The 22,660-nt window shown below is 42.2% G+C and carries 17 protein-coding genes; 3 read left to right on the forward strand and 14 right to left on the reverse strand.

Annotation, left to right across the window (positions count from 1 at the left end; translation table 11 throughout):
• Window positions 1-8: 8 nt before the first annotated feature.
• From DFR58_RS13125 to DFR58_RS13175, 12 genes are all read right to left on the reverse strand, one after another.
• Window positions 9-1,988, reverse strand: a complete 1,980-nt coding sequence (locus DFR58_RS13125) for a cyclic peptide export ABC transporter (RefSeq protein ID WP_114298314.1) — start codon at window positions 1,986-1,988, stop codon at window positions 9-11.
• A 21-nt stretch (window positions 1,989-2,009) separates the two neighbouring features.
• Complete coding sequence (locus DFR58_RS13130) at window positions 2,010-2,726, reverse strand: thioesterase II family protein (protein ID WP_114298315.1); 717 nt, start codon at window positions 2,724-2,726, stop codon at window positions 2,010-2,012.
• Between the two features lie 406 nt (window positions 2,727-3,132).
• The gene (locus DFR58_RS13135) at window positions 3,133-4,539 is read right to left on the reverse strand and encodes an ABC transporter permease (protein ID WP_114298316.1); all 1,407 of its coding nucleotides are present in this window, start codon (window positions 4,537-4,539) and stop codon (window positions 3,133-3,135) included.
• Window positions 4,540-4,545: 6 nt separating this feature from the next.
• The gene (locus DFR58_RS13140) at window positions 4,546-5,850 is read right to left on the reverse strand and encodes an efflux RND transporter periplasmic adaptor subunit (RefSeq protein ID WP_114298317.1); all 1,305 of its coding nucleotides are present in this window, start codon (window positions 5,848-5,850) and stop codon (window positions 4,546-4,548) included.
• 65 nt (window positions 5,851-5,915) lie between these two features.
• Entirely contained in the window at window positions 5,916-6,773 is an 858-nt protein-coding gene (locus tag DFR58_RS13145; RefSeq protein WP_114298318.1) for a carbohydrate ABC transporter permease, read from the reverse strand.
• Window position 6,774: 1 nt separating this feature from the next.
• The gene (locus tag DFR58_RS13150; protein ID WP_341457403.1) at window positions 6,775-7,425 is read right to left on the reverse strand and encodes a carbohydrate ABC transporter permease; all 651 of its coding nucleotides are present in this window, start codon (window positions 7,423-7,425) and stop codon (window positions 6,775-6,777) included.
• Between the two features lie 27 nt (window positions 7,426-7,452).
• Entirely contained in the window at window positions 7,453-7,683 is a 231-nt protein-coding gene (locus DFR58_RS22560; RefSeq protein WP_341457404.1) for a hypothetical protein, read from the reverse strand.
• A gap of 16 nt (window positions 7,684-7,699) precedes the next feature.
• Window positions 7,700-9,052, reverse strand: coding sequence for an ABC transporter substrate-binding protein (locus DFR58_RS13155; RefSeq protein WP_114298319.1), 1,353 nt, complete (start codon window positions 9,050-9,052; stop codon window positions 7,700-7,702).
• Window positions 9,053-9,590: 538 nt separating this feature from the next.
• A complete protein-coding gene (locus DFR58_RS13160) occupies window positions 9,591-10,880 on the reverse strand; it encodes a GDSL-type esterase/lipase family protein (protein WP_114298320.1) in 1,290 nt (429 codons plus the stop codon).
• Window positions 10,881-11,067: 187 nt separating this feature from the next.
• Window positions 11,068-11,715 (reverse strand): Fe-only nitrogenase accessory protein AnfO, encoded by a 648-nt coding sequence (gene anfO, locus DFR58_RS13165; protein ID WP_114298321.1) that lies wholly within the window; start codon window positions 11,713-11,715, stop codon window positions 11,068-11,070.
• 220 nt (window positions 11,716-11,935) lie between these two features.
• A complete protein-coding gene (locus DFR58_RS13170; protein WP_114298322.1) occupies window positions 11,936-14,350 on the reverse strand; it encodes a homocysteine S-methyltransferase family protein in 2,415 nt (804 codons plus the stop codon).
• Window positions 14,343-14,993, reverse strand: a complete 651-nt coding sequence (locus tag DFR58_RS13175) for a methionine synthase (protein WP_114298323.1) — start codon at window positions 14,991-14,993, stop codon at window positions 14,343-14,345. The genes DFR58_RS13170 and DFR58_RS13175 overlap by 8 nt, the downstream gene beginning before the upstream one ends.
• A 299-nt stretch (window positions 14,994-15,292) precedes the next feature.
• Between DFR58_RS13175 and DFR58_RS13180 the strand changes: the two genes are divergently transcribed.
• On the forward strand, window positions 15,293-15,487 hold the full coding sequence (locus DFR58_RS13180; protein WP_114298324.1) for a hypothetical protein: 195 nt from the start codon (window positions 15,293-15,295) through the stop codon (window positions 15,485-15,487).
• Window positions 15,488-15,598: 111 nt separating this feature from the next.
• Here the strand turns inward: DFR58_RS13180 and DFR58_RS13185 are convergent, their stop codons facing one another.
• Together DFR58_RS13185 and DFR58_RS13190 are read right to left on the reverse strand one after the other, a co-directional pair.
• Window positions 15,599-17,713, reverse strand: a complete 2,115-nt coding sequence (locus DFR58_RS13185; protein ID WP_114298325.1) for an RNA degradosome polyphosphate kinase — start codon at window positions 17,711-17,713, stop codon at window positions 15,599-15,601.
• Window positions 17,710-19,266, reverse strand: coding sequence for a Ppx/GppA phosphatase family protein (locus DFR58_RS13190; protein WP_114298326.1), 1,557 nt, complete (start codon window positions 19,264-19,266; stop codon window positions 17,710-17,712). Before DFR58_RS13190 ends, DFR58_RS13185 begins: the two co-directional genes overlap by 4 nt.
• A 295-nt stretch (window positions 19,267-19,561) precedes the next feature.
• Here DFR58_RS13190 and DFR58_RS13195 point away from each other — a divergent pair, with 295 nt between their 5' ends.
• Together DFR58_RS13195 and DFR58_RS13200 are read left to right on the forward strand one after the other, a co-directional pair.
• Window positions 19,562-20,521 (forward strand): hypothetical protein, encoded by a 960-nt coding sequence (locus tag DFR58_RS13195; RefSeq protein WP_114298327.1) that lies wholly within the window; start codon window positions 19,562-19,564, stop codon window positions 20,519-20,521.
• 742 nt (window positions 20,522-21,263) lie between these two features.
• On the forward strand, window positions 21,264-22,616 hold the full coding sequence (locus DFR58_RS13200) for a bifunctional diguanylate cyclase/phosphohydrolase (RefSeq protein ID WP_242987628.1): 1,353 nt from the start codon (window positions 21,264-21,266) through the stop codon (window positions 22,614-22,616).
• Window positions 22,617-22,660 lie beyond the last annotated feature (44 nt).

A 22,660-nucleotide genomic window follows, 5' to 3' on the forward strand; every position in this document is an offset into this window, starting at 1 on the left:
AAATAGTCTTACGCCCCCGCAAGTACCGTATCCTTTATATCCGCTTCCTTCCGGGGCTGTACTATCCTTCCCGTTTCCATTTTTATATGCCTGTCGGTATCTGCAAAATAGCTATCGTCATGAGTTATTGCAATAACCGCCTTACCCCTTGCCTTTAGCTCGGGCAGGAGCACCTTGTAAAAGAATCTCCTGAATTCAGGGTCCTGATCGGCTGCCCATTCGTCAAAAAGGCATACGGGGCGATCCTCAAGGTAGCTTACAAGAAGCGCCAGCCTTTTTCTCTGGCCTGTAGAGAGCTTCAACGTACTGAATACCCCCTCGTTAATGCTTACCTTGTCACTTATTCTTAGAACCTCAAGGTATTTCTGTATTTCATCGTGCTTTTGCTCATACTCCACTCCATACAGCTTGTCAAAAAGATGAAAATCACTGAAAACAGTGGAGAAATTCGATCCCAGCACCTCGGAATCCACCTTTTCTCCATTTACTGTTATTTCTCCCTCATCGGGTCTGTAAAGTCCGGTAATCAATTTTGCCAGAGTAGACTTTCCGCTTCCGTTACCCCCGGAAATGAATACTATTTCACCTGACCTGAAGGTATAATCAATAGGCCCCACAGTAAAATTTTCTCCGCTTTCATTTTTATATTCAAATTTTACTCCCTTGAGCTCTATCTGCAATTCTCCTTGAGTATTTACGGCTTGGGGAAGTACCGCCTCTTCCTCCATTTCGGATATTTCCCTTATAAAATCCTTTATCCTTCTCCAGCTTACAAGAACCCTCACCAGAGAGGGAATAAGGAATATTTCCTGATTTACTATTCCTCCCATGTATAAATATACCGTAACATAGTTTCTCAGTGTGTTCCCCTGTATATTGTCAAATATGAAGGGGAAGGTAAAAACCACTATGCCTATTACAAATATGTACATTATTTCTCCAAGAATGGATACTCCTATAAACTTGAACTCACCCTCCACACGCGTATCCCTGTAGATTTCACAGCTTTTTTGCATGTCCTGCCTGAACTCAACCCTTTTCCTGCGGTTTATATAAAGCTCCTTGAAGCCTTTCACCAGATCACTTATATGCCTGAAAAAAATAGTCTGGTAATCCCTGTTTTTTTCAAATATCTTCTCTGCCGAGCGGCTGACCTGTATAAAAAGGAATACCGCAAGGGAAATTACCAGTATTGAGAAAAGCATTCCGTATAAATTCAATGTCCCCAGATATATAAAGCACGTCACCATGGTTATTATCCCCGTTAGACCGTTGACAATCATGTTGACGACCCCGCTGACCGTTTCGGTGTCGTTATTTAATGCCGCCGAGGTTTTACCCTCCTCAAGGGATTCAAACTTATAAAACGGGGCTTTAAGAAGCTTGTTTATTATTTCCATCCTTTTGTCATACACCACGTTGCTGGTAATGGTAATCAGCTTCTTCCTTACAACCATTGCGCTTACTGTAAAAAGAATGATTCCCAGTATAAAGTATATATACAGCCCGCTTTCAATTCCCGACCTTCTGGTTTCGGCATCTATGCTCCTGTTCAAGGTGGCGTTTATAATGAAAATAATAAGAGAATTTCCCATTCCGCTTACCACGCTCAGTACGATTATCATAAAGAATGGCTTGTCATCAGGCTTTGGGAAGAAGTACCCGGCAAGGAAGTACAGGTAAAAGACAGGTATCGCTATAGCCAGTGAGGCTACGGCAGTTATCATAATTTGAGGGCCCAATTGCTGTATAAAGGCCCAGGACATTCCGTCAAACAGTATATACGGCGCTCTGTACATGCAATAAGCAAACAGTGACATAAGCGCGAGAGACAAAATAATGGTTCCCACCCCCTTTGCCCCTTTCCACTCAAAGCGTCGCTGCCCCTTAATAACCTCTTTTATCAGAAGCATAAAATAGTAGAGCGTAACCAAGGTTACTATCGCCAATACTCCCAAAATAATAAAAGACAAACCACTGTCCGGCACTATATGCTCCCCCCCTTACATTTATTCTTCAATACCACTGTTTATAATATCTGCAATCTCTTTAATATAATCGAATATAAAGAAATGCCCCCCATCAAACTCATGCATTTTACAGAGATTGGAGGTGTATTGGGGCCAGCCAAGCATATTATCCTCCCGATCAAGTCCATGAGTAATAGTGTCGGTTCTTCCGTTAAGCACCGTTATAGGGCAGCTAAGCCTTATATTGCTTTCAGCATGTTTATAGCATTCAATAATCCTGTAATCGGCTCTTAAAATAGGAGAAAATATCTGCGTAAGCTGCGGATCCTCGAATATTTCTTTCGGCGTGCCGCCTATTTTCAATATTTCCTCTTTAAACTGGGACTCAGGCAGTGCGTGCAGATCCTTTTCATTTTTTTTGATATGCGGAGCATAGCGTCCCGAAGCGAAAACATGGCAAGGGCCTGTTTTTCCATTTCGCACGATCCTCATGCATAACTCATATACGATAACGGTTCCCATGCTATGTCCGTAAAATGCATACCTGCACCCGTCAAGACCTTGGGATATGCTGCTGTAAATATCATCTGCGGCCTTATGAACGCTGTCATAAAATGGCTGGTTCATTCTTCGTCCTCTTCCTGCAAGCTCTAAAGGTACCAGCTCGATTCGGCTGTCAAGATATGCTCTCCATTTATTGAATACTGATGCTGATCCCCCAGCATACGGAAGACAAAAAAGCTTTACTTTTTCCATATATTGCTCCTGCTAAATAATTTTAATATACAGCTATTTCTCTACAAAAAAAACACAATTACTATTAAGAAATAAGCTAAAAATGTTTTTATATTACTTTAAAGTAAATTAATAAAAATAATTACTATAAATTAAATTTTTAGTCCTTAGAGCTATTACTTTTTAATTATATATATAATAGCATTTTTTGTTAACACAAGTATACACAGAATTTTGGATTTTGTCAATAGAAAGGTTTAATTCCATTTTATAGATAGCAAAAGTCGAATCTCTTTTATACCAAGCATTTAGGACTTTATACCTATATCCTAAAAAAGACCAATATCCTTGATTATATGGAATATGTTCTGTTTATTTGATAAATTTCGCAGGGTTTTGTTCTGATATTATGTAACCTTAGTTAACATTACACAGGGGCTGTTAATTTTAGTAATGCTTTAAAATTGAAACCCTTGTCATGCTTTAATGCAAATAGAAGAAATGCCATCACAACAGCAAGGCTTTTAACGGGAAGTGAATACTTAAGCCCGCAGGCCATACACACCAAAAAGGATACCGCCACGGAGGCGGCACATGAAAGCAGCAGGGGGAGCAGGCCTGCCGGGAATTTTATGCAGGACTTATACATCCTTATTTCAAAAACGGTTAATATGAAAACAGCAGCTAAAAAAACAGACAAAAGATTTATTATTAATGCAGCATTCTTACTGTGCATTTCAAGAAGCGTAGGTATATATCCCTGTAATTGGTTGGAAGAATGTACATGCTGAATTAGCTTTTCCAAATAAAAGCCCAGATCAAATATATTGTCATAAGGAATGTATTGATAGGGAATCATCAGCTCAAATGCCGCCAGCCAAAGCACAAGTCCCATAAGTGCAGGTATAGCTGACAAGGCCGCTAAAAATAAAGCAATGCGCGCCTTCTCCATTATGAGCATTTCAAAAAAGTATTTGTTTTTCATGCAGCCTTTGAGGTAATCGCTGAAAAATATTACGCAGCGTATAAAATATACCGTCAGCATAAATATGACAAGCATGGCTATGAAAAAAACGAATACCCTCAGCGGCTGCTCCAAAAAAGCGCACCCTGCATAAAAGTCGGTAATTCTGTATGCCGTCAAATCAGCTCCGGTCTTTTCTCTCAGTATATTCAGCGTCTTGCTTTCCTTAAAGTGCTGCTCCAAACTTTTATCCTTAATAAAAACAGTGTCTATTCCAAGCGAATTGCTCTCCGGCATACTCTCAAAAGGCACATATATTCTCTCTGCTCCATCCGAGCTCATAAAGGAAAGAAGTGAATGGCTGCTGCGGTAAACCCCTGTTATTTTATATTTTTCTTCCCCAATCATTATATCATTTCCAATGACATTGTACGTTGTAAAAAGCTTCTCTGCAAGCTTCTCACTTATTATTGCAGCCTTACGGCCATATCTGTGCTGGGCTCTTCCCAAAAAAGCCCCTCTTATCATTTCGGTCCCTGAAAAGAGCTCAAGATCCTCTCCCGCAAGCACCACCTTAACAGGTAAAAGGGCTGCTCGGTATCCTGCCGACGCGTCGATCTCATTCATATATGAAACCTTACCCGATGAAAAATATCTTTTTAATACCAGCATATCGCCATAGTCCATCAGATTTTGCTGCTCTATAAACTTATTTTTTATATTTATTTCGATTCTCTCTGTATAGTTGTTTTTGCTGATACCTCTAAAGCCGGATGCAATGTTATGCATAGAAATCACCAGAAAGAACATGCACGACAGCATAAAAGCAAGCCTGATGGAGGCATAACGCCCCGCTTTACCCGTACTCAAAAGCCCTCACCCCAATTTGACCTGTATTTTATCGGACAATGCCTTGCTGCTGAAGGAAACTATTTTGTCATTGCCGGTAATCGCTTCAATAGACGTTATTGCACTATTAAAAGCATCGGTATCCAGTACTTCAACCTCGTACCTCTCCACGTAATTTTCCTTTCCCAATACTCCCTCTCTCTCCTTAACAATAAACATATAATCCTTTCCGTTCTCTCTTATCACGCTGCTGTTGGGTATAAGCATAGGATAAGACACACTTGATTTTACAATCGAAACATCAAGCTTTTGCCCTATTTCAAGCTCACCCTCCGCTTCCTTTATATGGCCGACAAATTCATATCTGCTCTCTCCGCGGATAAATTTCTTCTCATTTACTGTCCCTTTAAAGCTGTTTTTTTTACCGTCCGCCTCAGTAAATATTACGGCGTCGTTTTTATCAACCTCTTCTGCGGCAGGTAAGCCAAGTGTCCATTTAACACAAAGCCCCTCTTCCCTTTTAACCGTCTCAAAAAGCACCTGTCCTCCGACAAATGAAGCTCCCTTTTGAATAAAAGCAGCTTTTACAACACCATCGAAAGGGGCTCTTAGCAGCCCATCCTCAGGAGAATTTTTCTTTTTCTCCTCAAGCTCCAGACTGTAAAGCTCTATTTCAGCGGCCTTTTCCTTAACGGTACGGCTATAATCGTCCTCCAGCCTTTGCCTCTCAGTCTGTTTTCGCGCAAGAAGCTTTTTCTTATCTGCATACTTTCTTTCAGCACTATCAAGGCTGTCTCTGGCATTATTCACGCTTTCAAGAGGCACAGCTCCCCCGTCATACAGGCTTTCCTCAGCGGCCAAGGCTTTTTTTGCCTGCCCGACAGCCTTTAACGCCACCTCGGCGTCTTGAGCGTACTCCTCTAAGTCTATGGGCTGAAACCCGTTTTTATATCTCTCCAGCTCATTTTCCATTTTAAGCAGGGCTAATTCGCTTTTCTTTATTTCCAGAGAAATATCTCCCGTATCTATAACCGCAAGCACATCTCCCTCTAAAAACTCATCTCTCTCCCCCACTCTCACATCAAGGATTTCCCAATTACCGTAGCAGCTTATATTCTCTATATTTAACGGGCATACCTCTCCTTTTGAATTGATTTCCTGTGTCAGCTTGCCTGACCTTATAACGGTATATTCAACCTCCGGCAGCAGTAGGTTATTTATTGTTTTTGAAAAAAACGTAAGGAGCAAGGTAACTGCAATAAAAGCCAGCCCCGTATTTCTTATAATTCTTTTTCTCACGCCGGACTTCCCGGCTGTTTGCAAATCCGCCATTATATATCCCATCCCTTAAAATACTATCAAAATTCCATCCCGTATAGTTTAAGCCAAGAAGCGGCCTACTTTATGCCCGATAATTCTATCCCCTCTATAAAGTAATTCTCTCCATACAAAAATATCAAAAGTGCGGGAGTCATATAAAATACTCCACAGGCAAAGGCTATGCCTATTTCCCCACCGTTTATCCTTGAAAGGAAAATAGAAAGAGGATACATGGACTCATCCTTTAAAAAAACAAGGGGCTGCTCAACCATATTCCAGTTGTCTATAAACACCAATATCGCAAGCGATGCCGCTCCGCCCTTGCATTGAGGCAGCAGCACCCGGGTAAAGGTCCTCAAATATCCCGCTCCGTCAATTTTAGCAGCCTCACAGTACTCATCCGGTACGGACATCATAAACTGTCTGAGCAGAAAGACACCGAAGGTTGAAAACACCCCCGGCAGAATAACTGCCGAATATGTTTCCAACAGGCTAAGCTTTTTAAGAATTATATAGTTTGGAACCAGAGTCACCTGAAACGGCATCATCATTACTATTATATAGATGAAAAAAATCCTTTTGCTAAAGGGAAAGCCCAGCTTGCTGAAGGCATAGGCAGCCAGGGCTGAAACGGCCATCTGCCCTGCCATTATGGGAAGCGTCACAATAACGGAATTCCAGAACATCATAAGAAACCTTGGTTTTCTTAAAAGAGCGTTGTAGTACTGGTACAGGCTTACCCTCTCGGGTATAAGCTTAAATCCGATGTTAAAAGACTCTCCCTCCTTGAGCTTGCTGCTGTCGGCAATTGCACTGTAGGATTTTTCCACCTCAGCACTTGACATAAGGGAATTGGTAACCATGTAGAGCACAGGGAACAGAAAGCTTGCCGAAATACATACAAGCACAAAATATTTAATAATGCGCCTCCTCATATTATATATTCCTCCCGAATCTGGCCTCAATTTTAAACAGTACAAGCACCAGAAGCGCTATTCCCACAGACATAATGAATGCCGCCGTAGTAAGCCTCTGATAGGATAAATTAAAAAAATTGTTATTCATAAAATGCTGAAGCATATATATTCTGAGGCTGGGATAGCTCCCTGCCAGCAAATAAGCCTCTCTGAATATCTTAAAGGAATTTATGACGGATATCATCACCACAAAAAAGCCTGTCGGAATCAGGAAGGGAATTGTAATTTTACTGAGGCAGGTATACCATCCCGCCCCGTCAATGCGTGCAGATTCATAATATTCCTTTGGAATGCTGTTTAAGCCTGCCGCAAACAGTATCATATTATAGCCGCAGTTTTTCCACAGGTACAGTATAATAAGAACCGCCATTGACCAGTCGCTCCTTAGCCAGTCCACCGGCTGCAAATTAAAATTTGAAAGAATGCCGTTCACAACTCCATACTCATTAAACATTATATTCCATACCAGTATGACGGAAGCAACGGGTATTACAAGAGGCAGTATAAAAAAGCTCCTGAAAAAAGCCAGTCCTTTAATTTGTCTGTTTAAAAGCAGTGCAAATGAAAATGAGAAAATAACTATAAGAGGCACAGCTATCGCATTAAACACAAGCGTATTCTTAAACGCAAGAATAAATCAACCGCTGTGCAAAAGATCGTTAAAATTCTTCAGGCCCACAAACCGAATCCCCGCGATATCTTCTGTAAAGCAGTAGTAAAGGCTGATTACAAAAGGCACGGCAAAAAACACGGCAAAGCCAGCAAGGCTTGGGAGAGCAAATATAAAGCCAGCGACAGACTGCTTTGACTTAAGTCCCATATGCTTTCTCTTTTTATCTCCCGCAAAAGCCTCTTCAATATTAACCATTCTTTCACCCTTCCTCCTACTCATCCATATACAGCCTGACCTTATTATCTATGGCCTTTGCCGTCTGGCGTGCATCCTGTTTTCCCGCAATATATGCCTGTACCTCCTGGTCTATGAAATCCAGTATATTCGTATCAATAAATATACATTCACTTATACTGTCTATGTAGCTGTCCATTTTCTTTATTAATTCTTCCGGTATAGCAACAGATATATACTCTTTTTGTCCGTCTGCCAGATAATAACTCATTCTTTTGCCACTTGCTTCCTTACCTGTGCATTCTTTTTTTATCTGCTCATATGCCTTCTTATTAATAGGTGCCCAGAAAGTGTTTACTCCTGCTCCATAGTTCTGATATTTTTCCGACATAAGGAGCTTTATAAATTTAAAGGCCTCATTTTTAAAGTCTGTAGTCTGATTAATACCAACAAATTCACAGGCTTCAGCAGTTATGCCCTGCTGGCCTTCAATAGCCGGATAAGAAAATATGCATATTTCAGAGTCGAAAAAATTTCTTACAGCACTATTTTCTTCCCATAGATTATTTAAGGACACCAGTGATTGTCCATTAAAAAAATACAATTGTCCATCCCTAAAAAGCCTGTACCAGAAATCAGGCGGCTTTAGCTCCTCATCCGGGCATATCGCAGGGCAGATTTGCCTGTATACTTCCAAAAGCCTGATAAATTCGGGAGAATCAAAGTTGACCCGTTTATTAACCAGATCTATAAATACGGGCCAATAGTTTTTTATAAGGCTTGTGAAGCTAAACGAACCGCCAATCAAATATTTTTTTTGTTCACCGCAGCTCTCGGCCAGCTCCTTCATATAGTCCCAGGTAGGATTTAAGTTGTATTTCAGTTGATTATTTGCCAATGTACTTTTAGGCGACCATATAAGGGGAAGGCTGAAATATAAAGGCATCAGGTATCTCTTTCCATTGATTATACCGCAATCTAAAATACTCTTGTTGTAGTCGGACAAATTAAATTCCTTATCCTCTTTTATCAGTATATCAAGGTCATAAAAAGCATTATTTTCGACAATCTTCCATAGCCCCGGTATTCTGCTTGGCTTATCAAGAATAATGTCGGGGCCGTCACCGGATAAAATGGAGGCAGTAATTTTCTGCCTGTATTGCTCGTAATCCTTTTCATCAGAAAGCCAGATGGGACTGATTTTTACCGGGCTGCCAGTATTAAACTCATTTAGCGCGCTCGGGATTCTCTGATCCCATGATTCTACGTACATTTTCATTTCTTTTTCGTCGGTTTCACTGAGCGAACCTGTTCCGCTGTTTGTACAGCCACTTGTCACCGCTGCAATAATTAAAATTACTACCATAAAATTTTTATTAAATTTCTTCATATGATAGACTCCTTTGGATAGTAATTCAACATCTTATATAAATTAGGATACAAACTATCTAAAAAGAATGTAAAATAATTTCCGAAGGAATAATTTCCCCGGAATGCGTGACCGGAATATAATTTAAGCTAACTAAAATCACAAGCGCCTTCTACAGATATACATGCTTTTATAGTTAGAGTAGAAATTATTCTGTAGGATATTATTTTACATCCTCCGTTATCCGATATGCAAAAGCCTAAACTATATAGTCTACCTTTCTTTACGTAAGTATAGTGTCACTTTTTATTTAATATTTTAAAATAAACTAATATTTTGCAGGTTATTGTTTAGAATATACTCCATAATATTACATGTGTCAAATCATTTCCTATTTATGTATTAGTATGTAAGCGGTTTAAGCTTCTAAAAGCTTCAAAGCACAACGAAAAACAGGCAAATCCGCCTGTATAAGCATAAAGAAAGACGCCGGCGAGCTAACGCAAGCGTCTTTCTTATTAAAAGCAGTGTTTTTACCGTTCAAAGCCTTTAAGTCCTCTTACCAGCCCAAATCCTTGCGTATCTGTGCGGCAAGCTGCTCCGCCATAAGCTGGTGCGTTTTTATGCTGGGGTGCCAGTCCTCACCATAGCCGTTTGCCCACTCCTGTACAGGGAACTCTATATAGTGGATCCTCTGATCACCCGACGAGCTTTTCTGCGCTACAACAGTGTTTAAATAATCTCTGACATCTGACAGCGCATTGCCGGACAGCATTGGCCCGATTGCACAGTATATATGGGCATTGGGATACTGGCTGCGTATTCTGTCTACAAAGCTTGAATATGCGGCTGTAAAGGATGACTTATTGGGAGACCCCGTACTGAAGTCATTGGTGCCCAAATTTATAACCACTACCTGAGGAATCCACTTACTTGAATCCCATAGCTTGTTTTTGTCATAAGGCAGTATCTGCGGATAAAGTGCAGGCATTAAATCCCCTGCCGTGTCACCCCCGTAGTTCCTCACTACACCCTTGCCCGACCAGCACACGGTAACGGGATCTGCCTCTAAGAGCCTTGCCGTTATAGCACCGTAAGCCATGTAAGCATTTTCATTTTTTGTAGTAAAGGATTGGTACTGGCTTTCACCCTCGTTTCCATAGCCGCAGGTAATGGAATCGCCTATAAATTCTATGCGCCTTTCAGACGGTGCCGGAGGTGCCAGAAGGCTTCCGCCGGTGACGGTGAAGCCCAGAAATTGCGTGTCACCCACCCATGCCTCTGTCCTCCTCACCAGCTCTACACTGTGGTTTCCATTCGTCAGCCCGGAGGCAAGAGTAATTGGTGCCGAGCTTCCCGCAGTCACATTTATTGGGGCTTTAACGGTACCGTCTATTATTACATTGAACCAGTTGTCACCCATAGAGCGTATGGTTGCACTAATTCCAGTGCCTTTGAAATTGGCTTTAATGCTGCTGCCGCTCCATGCAGACCTTGCTCCTGCGGGGTCACTGGTGTCAAAGCGTCCTACCAGAAGCACACCCGGCTCCGGCGGATTTGTGCCTCCATAGGGCAGGGATTCTATTATGCCCAGCAGGTATTGCTTCATAATGCTGAAGTCTATCGAATTTACTTTATTATCAGTATTAAGATCCATGTGGCTCTGGTATGTATTTTCCGTTTCCAGCAAATACCTCTTAAACAATGAAAAGTCGGTGGAGTTGACCTGTCCGTCATCGTTGCAGTCCCCATACAAAGGCGCAGCACCTGCAGGCACTATCACTGCCAAAAGCAGTACCGCCACAATAAAAAGCACTCCAATAATCCTCTTTTTTTGTACACTTACCATTTAACATACATCTCCTTTTTAACTTTTTACATAAAATTACAGTTATGTTTTTGATTCTTCTTTATACAACACACCCTCCCTTCTTTCTTTTTACGCGGACAATCCATATTTTTACTATAACACATTTTGGTTCGTTGTAAAATATATATATTTTTTCTATAATTTTATTTTTTTGCATTGCAGGGCACTAATCTCTGCACACATCATGGTATATGGTAACACATACCTCATCCTCACCCTTTTTTGCAAAATTATACTTCAGTCCCATATCTCCAAATTGTCTGTCGAACCAGGGCGGAACATGCGCGCATATAACAACAAGCTCATAAAAGGTTTCATTTTTTAAGAAAGGCAGCAAGGCTTTTTTTGAAGTAATTTCCGGCTTATGCAACTGGAGCTTTTTAAGATCGAGATAGAATCTCCCCTCTTTCCCGTCAGGCACAGGACTCTCAGGGATATCCTCCGCACTCTCAGTATCGCTCATTCCCTCTTCCTCCCCTTCTTCGCTGTTCAGTATCTCCCATACACGCTCCAAAAAATCAAGGGGCTTGCCCGGTGCTTCTATTATGCTGAGTCCGGCGCTGTCGAATACATTGAAGGATATACCTGCCACCTCTCTGCCCACAACCGCCTTAGCTCCGTCAATTAATTCAACCAGCCTGTGGAGCAAATCCCTCATATGCTTCATGCCCTTATCCGGTTCCGCCGAATAAGGAAGCTCCCTTATTAGCTGCCATCCTTCCGTTTCCCTTCTGTATAGCCTTACAACACCCTTTTCAAGAAAAGACACCGTCTCCCCGTCTTTCCCCACCAATACTGCAACTATATCGCTCATTCCCCTCCCGCCTTCCTCATATGATTTTTGATTTTAAAAATAAAGCCTCCCGGAAAAATTGTATTTTAATAAAAAAACAATATTCCAAGAGACTTCGTGCTCTGAGCTTTAATATACACCACTGTATACCAAACCTTCACCGACATATAATAAATTTATTTACCAAATTATTATAATTATATTATAATAATTCTTACGAAACAAGAATTTTTATTGCCTTTTATCGCTGTGCAAGCCTTTTCGCAAGCTTGACTGCGTCATAGGCATCCTTAGAATATCCGTCGGCTCCTATTTCCCTTGCGTAGTCTTCATCCACAACGGCTCCCCCTATCATAAACCTGCAATCAAGCCTCTCTTCCTTAGCAAGCCTTATTACCTCTCTCATTTCAACCATTGTAGTAGTCATAAGGGCAGAAAGCCCTATAATTTTTGCTCCCGTCCTTTTGGCCTCAGAAATTATCCTTTGCGCGCTTACGTCCTTTCCCATATCGTATATTTTAAAGCCGTAATTTTTAAGCATAAGGCCCACGATATTTTTTCCTATGTCATGTATGTCTCCCTTTACGGTGGCAAGCACAATAGCTGTTCCTCCGGCTGTCTCTCCCTCCCCGCCTTGTATCAAAAGAGGCTCAACACAATCGAACCCTGCCTTCATTGCCTCGGCACTCTGAATTAACTGCGGAAGAAAATATTTTTTTTGTTCGAAAAGAACCCCCACCTCATTAATGGCAGGAATAAGACAGTCGTTCACTATCCCGGAGGCGGGCATATTCTGCCGTATTGCGGTATTAACCAGTTCGACGGCTTCCTCCTTATTCCCTTTAAGCACAGAATCGTATATTTTGCGCTCCAACGTTCTGTCGTCCTTTTCGGTCTTTAGGGGAACAGCCTCTCCCGTCCGGCTTGTAAAATGTGAAATATAGCCCATACTGTTTGCATCCCTCATGGTCAGAACATCGCAGGCCATTTTTATGCTCATGAGCACCTCGCTTGAAGGATTTGCTATAGTCATAGTCAAGCCGCGGTCTATGGCCATGGCAAGAAATGCGGTATTAACCCAGCCTCTTTCAGGCAGTCCGAAGGACACGTTTGACAGCCCCACAATGGTAGCACAGCCAAAATCCCTGCTGCACCATTCAATGACCTTAAGAGTCTCCATAGCCGCCTGCTGGTTTGAGGATACAGTCATAACAAGTCCGTCAACTACAATATCCTCCTTCCGGTATCCGTACCTTACGGCCTCCCTGAATACCTCTTCAACTATCCCGCACCTTTCCTCACTGCATTCAGGAACACCGTCATCGCTCAAAGGCAGAAGTATAAACATCGCTCCATACTTGGCAGCCACAGGCAGAAGCCTTTCCAGCTTTACCTTTTCCAGAGATATTGAATTTACCAGAGCTCTTCCCGGATAAACCCTCAGCGCCGCCTCAAGCACCTCGGGAGAAGATGAGTCAAGACACAGAGGCAGCCCCGCCATGCCCGTCAAAAGCTCTATAAGCTTTACCATTGTTTCCTTCTCGTCAATTCCGGGCATACCCACATTTACATCAAGCACATGGGCCCCGTTTTCTATCTGCTCGGCAGCCAAACGCCTTACCTCGCCCGTTAAGCCCTGCCGAAGCTCTTCCTTAAGCTTCTTTTTCCCTGTGGGGTTGATGCGCTCTCCAACAACGGCTACAGGCAGGCCCGCACCTAAGAATGCGGTTTTTGAAGAGGAGGTCAAGGCGCTGTAAGGCTTGCAATCCACAGGCATGGGCTTTAAACCGCTGCATTTGTGGTGCAGCTCTTTTATATATTCAGGGGATGTCCCACAGCACCCCCCCAATAAGCTTACCCCCGCCTTTATAAAGTCTTCGGCGTATGTTCCGAATTCCTCCGCACCCATGTCAAAAACAGTACTGCCGTCAACAAGCCTCGGCAAGCCCGCATTTGGCTTCGCCATTAAAGGTATTCTTGCATAAGGCTTCATCATTGATATAATCTCCAGCATCAGCCGAGGACCGGTGGAGCAATTGCAGCCTACAGCGTCGGCACCCAGGCTCTGAAGGGTAATGAGGGCGGTAACGGGGTCTGTCCCCGTAAGTGTTCTTTTGCTTTCGTCAAAGCTCATGCTGACACATACAGGCAGCTCACAGCTCTCCTTTACCGCTATAAGAGCAGCCCTTGCCTCCTGTATATCCAGCATTGTCTCTATAACAAACATATCAACTCCGCCCTCAAGCAGCCCCTTAACCTGCTCCTTATATACATTAACGCACTCTTCAAAAGCCATATCTCCCAGCGGCCTTAAAAACCTCCCGGTAGATGCCAGATCACCCGCAACGAGGCATTTCCCTCCCGCCGCCTGCCTTGATATCTGGGCAAGCCTTTTATTCATTTCAACAGTCCTGTCTCCTAAGCCGAACTCATCAAGCTTTATCCTGTTTGCTCCGAAGGTACAGGTGTATATAATATCCGAGCCCGCCCCGGCATAAGCCTCCTGAATCCCCATAAGAGCCTTGGGGTTTTCTATGGCCCACAGCTCAGGACAAACCCCCGCAGGCATTCCCCTCTTTTGCAGCTCCGTTCCCGTGGCTCCGTCAAGAAGAAAAACCTTTCGGGAGGTATTTTCGCAAAACAGCCCTCTATCCATTCTCAAATCCCCTTCCCTCAATTCCCGCAATTGCGATTACCGACTTTTCAGGCACAAGCATATACTTTTCCGTTATAGACATATCCAGCCTCTCAAGGCGCAGCGCATTGAAAAGCTCCTTCTGGTACAAAAGAGCCAGATCCCCATAGCCGGGACTGTAGCGGTGCCTGGTGAGCTTTATGCCTTCCCTTGCAAGCGCCGAATTTAAAAAATGAACCATCCAGTCCAGGCATGAGTCCGCTGTCTGCGAGGCAACAGAATCTATTATAACCGCCATTGCGGCATTGTTATTTGCCATCTCATATTCAATTCTGTCACATACCTCTTTTCCCACCGTGGCACCCATCAAAACAACCTCCCCGCTGCTGCAAAGCAGCTTGGAAAGGCTGCCGCTTTGCAGCTCAATGCCCCCTTCAAGCCTCACACAAAGCTCATCCCTGTACTGTACAGGCACACGGGTATACGCCCCCATAGGCTTGCACAAGGCTTCTCCAAGCCTTATTCCATCCTCAAGCATTTTCATATAATGCTCATCCAGCTCTGTCACTCCCTTTTTATAGCCTATTCTGGTTAAAATCATATTTTTTTTGGGAGTTGACGGAATACTCTCAAAATATTTTATCCTTGAGTATGCAGCCTCCATTCTTCTCACCCCGCATTTCTTCATATATCATAAGCTTAACTTCACTTAAATTATATTTATATTCATTAAAATACAGTTTAAACGAATTATATCCAATAGTCAATCCAGTTTATATTATAACCCTGCGATCTTTCTATATCTTTCTATATTATATATAAATATGCGGCATAAAAAAACCCTTTACACGAGAACGCATGTTTGATATAATTCTTTTGAAAACAAATGTTCTTCCTATAAAAGCTGTTTTGTAATAAAGTCAAAATATTTATAAGCTTATTTTGCGGAGGTGTTGTATTTTTATGAAGGGTTTATCAAACGGCAGAAAATTCAGTGAACAGATAAGACTGGCAGTAGACATTCAGGATCTCTCTTCAATTATGGAATGTACCTTGAGGATAGCGGAGCTTCAAAAAAAAGGCTACCGGCTGGTTGACACGTATATCGATGAGCAGGAGCAAAACTATTTTTTGGAGAATGCAAAAGCAGAAGCTTAAAGGCGCCGCTCCTCCGGCAATAGCATCAAGCACGCAAAATCAGGGGAAAAGGCCGCTGCAAAACATAACCTGGTACTTGTTTTGCAGCAGCCTTCGGTATTATATTTCCAATTATATTTCCAAAAGCCTTTCCTTTTCAGACACCGCTGCCTGAGACAGGCTTACCGCCTCCCTGCAAAAGTACTCCTGACTGCTTATAATTTCCTTTCCGCGCCTTTGAACCTTAGAGTAGCCTCCCTCCCTGTCCAGAACCCTTGCCTTGACATTATCCCTTAAATATATATCCAGTATTTTTTTTATTTCACTAAATATCCCCTCATCCTCAACAGGAAAAAGAATCTCTATTCTTCTGTCAAGATTTCTGGTCATCCAATCCGCACTGGATAAGAACATCTGCCCGTTTCCATTGTTAGAGAAGTAAAAAATCCTGCTGTGCTCAAGAAATCTTCCCACAATGCTCCTTACCCTTATGTTTTCACTAAGACCCTTTATACCCGGCTTAAGGCAGCATATTCCTCTTACTATGAGGTCGATTTTTACCCCTGCCTTTGATGCCTTATACAGCTCATTTATAATCTTTTCATCTACAAGAGAATTTATTTTTGCAATTATTCTGGCCTTGCTTCCATTTCTGGCATGTTCCGCCTCCGCCCTTATTAAAGAGGTAAACCTGCCGCGCAGAGTCATAGGGGCGACATCGAGCTTATACATTCCCGTAAGCCTGGAATAGCCCGAAAGCCTGTTGAAAACAGCCGATGCATCAGCCCCGAAATACGGGTTGGAGGTAAAAAGACCTATGTCGGTGTAAAGCCTTGCGGTGGTATCATTATAATTCCCTGTACCTAAGTGAACATATCTTTTTATTCCGTCATCCTCCATCCTCACCACAAGAAGTATTTTGCAATGGGTTTTCAGGCCCACAAGCCCGTAGATTACATGACAGCCCGCCATTTCAAGTCTCTTAGCCCATATAATATTGTTCTGCTCGTCAAAGCGGGCCTTGAGCTCAACTAAAACGGTAACCTGCTTGCCGTTTTCAGCAGCCTGCGCAAGAGCCTCCACAATAGGTGAATTCCCGCTTACCCTGTACAGCGTCTGCTTTATAGCCAGCACCTTGGGATCATTTGCCGCCTGCTTTACAAAATCAATAACAGAATCAAAGGATGTAAAAGGGTGGTGAAGAAGTATATCCTTCTGCCTTATGGCATCAAATATGTCCTCACTATCAATAAGCTCCTTTACGGGCTGAGGCTGGTAAGCTGGGTAGCGCAAGTGATCATACCCTGAAAGCATACTTATTTTCATAAGGAAGGTAAGGTCCAAGGGTCCCTTTACTTCATATATGTTCTTGTCGGACAGCTCAAACTCCTCCTTCAGTATGGTAAGCAGCCCGGGATCCATTCCTTGCTCTATTTCCAGTCTTATGACCAAGCCCCATTTCCTTTTTTTTATAAATTCCTGTATCGCCTGAAGAAGATCCTCGGCCTCCTCCTCATCGAGGCCCTGATCGGTATTTCTGGTTACCCTGCAGCACGCCATTGTAACAACCCTATGTCCGGTAAAAAGGGTGTCTATGTTCATTTTTATTATATCCTCAAGGAAAACAAAGCAATCCTTTCCACCCGAGGATGGAACTCTCACCAGCCTGTCCAGAACGGATGGTACCTGCACCATGCCAAATGTAACCCCCTCCTTCCCCTCCGATTCCTCGTCCTTTAAAAGAAGAGCGATATTTACGCTCTTGTTCACAACAAGCGGAAACGGCCGGCTTTTGTCAACCACCACAGGAGTCAGAACGGGATATATGGTATTTTTATAGAGCTTTTGAAGGTAATCCTTCTGCTGCTGATCCAGCTCCTTTCTCTTTAAAAAAACAATCCCTTCCTTTTTAAGCCTGGGCACAAGCGTTTTTGTATAGTAGCCGTACTGGCTTTGCACCATCCTTTGCGTTTGCACCACTATACTTTCTATTTGCTCGGCAGGAGTCATTCCGGCCGGATCTGGTTCGGAAAATCCCGCATGAATCTTGTCATACAGCGACGCCACTCTCACCATGAAAAATTCATCCAGATTTGAGCTGGAAATTGCTAAAAACTTCATTCTCTCCAGTATTGGGTTGCTATTATTGCCGTCGCTTGCCTCAAGCAGAACCCTCTTATTAAACTCAAGCCAGCTTAGCTCACGGTTAAAAAAATTTTTGCAGTCCTTATCCCTGCCGCTGTTCATAATTGCACTCTCCTTTGCTTCAAAACCGGCCTGTAGCCCATAACCTCTTCAAAAAAGGCTGCATTCCCCGTAAAATTCCATTCCTCCAGAAGCATGTCCTCAGAGGCCCATATGTTAAAATTAATTGTCCTTTCCCACACCTGAAGCTCTATTCCTTTTACCTTTCTTTTATGTGATATATCCAATGCTTCGGCCACCCTTAATATGGCAGCCAGCTTTGACACTATAATTCCGTCTCCGCTCTCTAGCATTCTATAATTTTCATGCGTCTGACTGGGTATCTCATGGCTGTGATACCTCGCAATGTTTGCTATAATATCCAGCTCCCTCTCCGAAAGCCCTAATATGTCCTGAAAGCGTATTATATTATATGAATGCACATCATGGCTGTTTGGATTTATATATTTGCCTATATCATGAAGTATGGACGCAACCTGCAGGTACAGCCTCTCTCTTTGCCCAAGCCTGTGAATTTTACCCATCTGGTCAAAAATAGAGGTGGAATGCTTTTCAATATACCTGCAATGCTCCTCATCTATAAAGTATTTTTCCCCTATATACCACACCGAGCTGATAATATCCCCAATAGCCTCATGCCTCCCCGGCGTATCCAGCAGTTCGTCAACCATATCCACCAGGAGTCCATGCCTTAAGGAAGACATGGGAGCATAAATCCCTTCAGCATCAGTCATATTCAGAAAATTGTGAAATAAAATAACGGACGACATGAGCACCTCGGCATCGTTTTGTGCCAGCTTGAACTCTTTTGCTATTTGAGAGGTTGTCATACCGCATATTTTTAAATACAGCCTCTTTAGGGTGTCGCTTTTTACAAAATTCTGCCCCGCACTACTGTCGAAGGCCCTGCACATCTCTATTATAGTTCTTAAGCCGCCTCCTAAGCCAATAAAGCTTTTTATTCTCGCCTGTGACAGCAAGGGAGTAAAAAAGGATATTTTGCTATCAATAAACTCCTCCATAACCTGAGGGAAGTCAAGGGTCTTAGCTTCAAGGCCGGCAAGAATTTCACTCAGCCTTAAGGAGCCCACCTTTATGTATTCCGTGAATTTAAGATTGCCCCTGCTGTATGCAGACATTTCGACCCCGCCCGAGCCTATATCCACTATCAGTGTTCCGCTATGGCTGTCGGTTTTGGCTTTATTTATCAGTTCTCTTATAGCCTTGTACATAAAAAACCGCGCTTCAGTGTTGTTTATCCCCCTGACCTCAAGGCCTGACGTTACCCTTATCTGCTCAAGCACGTATTCCTTATTTTCGGCTTCACGTATTCCGCTTGTGCTTACAGCCTTATAATGTCTTACCTTATATTGCTTCATTACCCTGGAAAAGCCGACAAGGGTATCGCACAGGTCATGAAGCGAAGCTGCTTGTATTCTCCCTGTTGCAAACGTATCCCTTCCAATACCTGTGGGCTTATAAAGGTCTTCAAGAGTTTTTACATTTCCCCGGGCATCTACCTGAGCTATTGACATTCTTATTGCATTTGAACCCACATCAATAGCTGCGATTACTTCATATCCGTTTTTGTGCATAAGCATGTGCCCCTTTTAACGTATTTGTTTATAAATTCGGCCCTTTTATGTTAAAAATTATATCACCTTATGGAGTCTCATTAAATAAATGTAAAAAATTTAACATTGTATAAGGAGTATTTTACAGGTATAGCAAAATTCCGACAAGCAAGCCTTTAGAAATTTTCACGGCGAGCTACACCCCTTAATTATAATTTCATATCACTTGTTAAATTATAATATGTTATATTTTTTTAACCTTTTTCATTATATTGCATATAATATCAAAAGAATACTTACATAAGGAGAATTTTTAATGATTATACCCTTAAAACTTGCCGGACTTGCATTGACCGGGAGCATACTTTCGCCCAAGCTTATTGAGGGTGCTTTTGGCTTTAAGGGCAGAGGCCGCAATACTTCCCGTCCCATGCCATTGAGTATGGACATGTCAGCTTTGCCCAGCTCGCTTCACAGCCTTTTTAAAAATTTATCCGCATCTGTCTCAAGAATTATGCAAAGACCCGTTAAGGAAGATTACAGCAGCCTTGCCAAAAGATTCATTCATAAAAACGCGCAGATTTTAACACCTGCATACCCATTTGGTGTCGGTAAATTTCATCTCGCAGATATAGACGGAGATTCAAGAAATGAGCTTATTATTCCATACAGACTCGATGATGCTGTAAGATTACTGGTACTGAAAAAATCGGAGCATGAGTGGTTCAGAGCAGATGAAATTTCTTTTCCGGGACACAAATCTATAAATTTTATGAATTTTGCCCATGTTACAGGGAGTACCGGCAAGCAAATGCTTGTAGGCTTCAAAATGGACAAAGACCTTGGAAGTCTTCATGCATACTCCTTTGATGAGGGCAAGGTAAGGGAGCTTTTCGCCAGCAGCTACAGCAGGATTGAAGTAATAGAGCCCCAAAAAAGCACGCTTCCCTCTGCAAAAGCACAATTGGCAATATGGAACAAGCTGAATGAAGGGGATTATGACATCGAGCTTATGCAATGGGACGGTATGTCACTTAGCCCCTCCAAAAATCACGCCTCTTATTATCACCAAAGAGTGGTTCCGTATTATATGCGAAAAATCAGGGCGTATCCCTCCGAAGCTCTTAACTGGTACTGCTTTGCAGATGCCTTGAGCAAATCGGGAATGCACAGGGAGGCTATGGAAGCAATTCAGTTTGCCATATTCAGACACACCTCACCCTCGATAAAGCAAAGACTTCTGGAATTACAGGAGAGAATTAGTATAGACAGATAAGGCGCATAACGATTGGTAGGGAACGCCCACCGTGGCGTTCCGCTCCCGTAGGCGTCAGACTGTGTGAAAACCCTAAAATTGTTTGGAAAATTGCAGCTTGCCACCGTTACGGCATCATGGGGTACGGTTCTTCTGCTTTCCTTTCAGTCCTACGCTGCGCTACGGAAGCATAAGAATCCGTCCCCAAGATTCCTCCGCTAACCCTCCCCATCTAATCAAAAATTAAATGCCTATTCTAAATTAATATTATAAAAATAATTTTCAAATGAAATCATTTCTTATCATTGACTCAGTCCAGATATTGGTATATAATATATGCTATAGTTTCTTTCTATTAAGCAATTATTGAATAAAAAATTACACTCAAGCTGGTGTGAGCAGGCCTTGGCACCTCGTCATTCCATCTTTGTTCTCATTATAGGTGCAACAAAAGATACTACTGATATATTTTTATTATATTTTACATTTTTTGTATATATATGGTACATATTTAAAATTTATAATGTTTTTAAAGGATTTTCCAAATAAATGTAGAATATTAATAAATTGAATATATTGAGGATCGAGGTGAAGCTAAATAATGTCTGGCTTAAAACAAAAGTTAATCCAGATAAGGTTGTCAATAAAAGAATTAAACAGCAATTACCTGGGCACTACATACAAAAAATTTGAGTTTAGTCTTTGCGTAACTTTGTATTGGGTGCTTGCTATTATACAGCGGCAGTATATATTCCCTGAGAATATGAACGGCATAATTGCTCAAATGCAATCCTTCACAGCCATATATCTTTGTTTTCGTTTCAGCTATTCAGGCTTTTTTGCAGCAGTTATTTTTAATCTCATCGACATAACAATGCTTGTAGTTTTATACTCAAACACTCGCAGTTCAAACCTGCTTATAGGTATAACCGTAAAGGTTTTTACCATTATATCCACAAGCATAGTTGCAATTCTGGTTGGCAAGGAAAGTGCTCATAAAAAAACTTTGCAAAGATTGGCAATAACGGATGAACTAACTAACGTTTACAATCAGAGGCACTTTCATTCACTTTTAGACAAGGAAATTGCCAGAGTTCAGAAAAGCAAGGGTTCTATCGGCCTTATTCTTGTTGATATTGACAATTTCAAAACCTTTAACGATGTCTACGGACATGACTGCGGAGACAATATATTAAAGGAAACGGCTGTACTTTTGGATTCTCTCTTTAAAAATAAGTTCTTTGTATGCAGATATGGAGGCGATGAATTCGCCGTTATATTGCCCGATGCAAATATAAAGGAGATAGAATCCACCGCACATTACATTAAAGAAATGTATTCTCAAAGAACCATTCACTGTAAAAGTGAAATAAGCGCTAAAGTAACTCTGTCCATGGGGCTGTCCGAATACCCCAATATGTCCGGCAGCAAGAACGATCTCATATCCCATGCCGACATGGCTCTTTACCATGCAAAAAACCTTGGAAAGGATAAGGTTCATTTTTATCAGGACATAATTCTCCAGCTCCGTAAGAGTATAAGCTCGGATCACCAGCAGCTTATAGGCGTTTTTAAAACCTTATTAAGCATTATATCGGCTAAGGACAAGTACACCCTTGCGCATTCGGAGCGCGTGTCCTCCTATGCTGTAATGATAGGCAACAAGCTGTGTTTAGGCTTTAAGGATATAAGCATACTGCAGTATGCGGGGCTTCTTCACGACATAGGTAAAATTGAGATACCCAGATCAATACTTAACAAGGTAGGCCGCTTAACTGATGAGGAGTTTGAGCTTATACGAAAGCACCCGGTATACAGCGCAAATATGCTGGAGCCTTTAGAGGGCATGGATCAGCTTATTGAATATGTAAGACATCATCATGAGAGATTCGACGGGAAGGGATATCCCGACGGTCTTGCAGGCAAGGACATAAGCCTTGGGGCAAGAATACTGTGTGTGGCGGATTCCTTTGACGCGATGCTTTCAGAGCGTCCCTACAGCAGAAGCATGACAGCGGAGCAGGCCTTCAGAGAGCTTGAGAAAAATGCGGGAACACAGTTTGATCCTATAATAGTAAGAATCTTTATTGATGTTATGAAGGAAAAGATCGCGTAAGTATATATTATAGGACGCGATAAAGATTTTACAAACATGGATGA

It is taken from the genome of Anaerobacterium chartisolvens, assembly GCF_003337415.1.
GTDB classification, from domain to species: domain Bacteria; phylum Bacillota; class Clostridia; order Acetivibrionales; family DSM-27016; genus Anaerobacterium; species Anaerobacterium chartisolvens.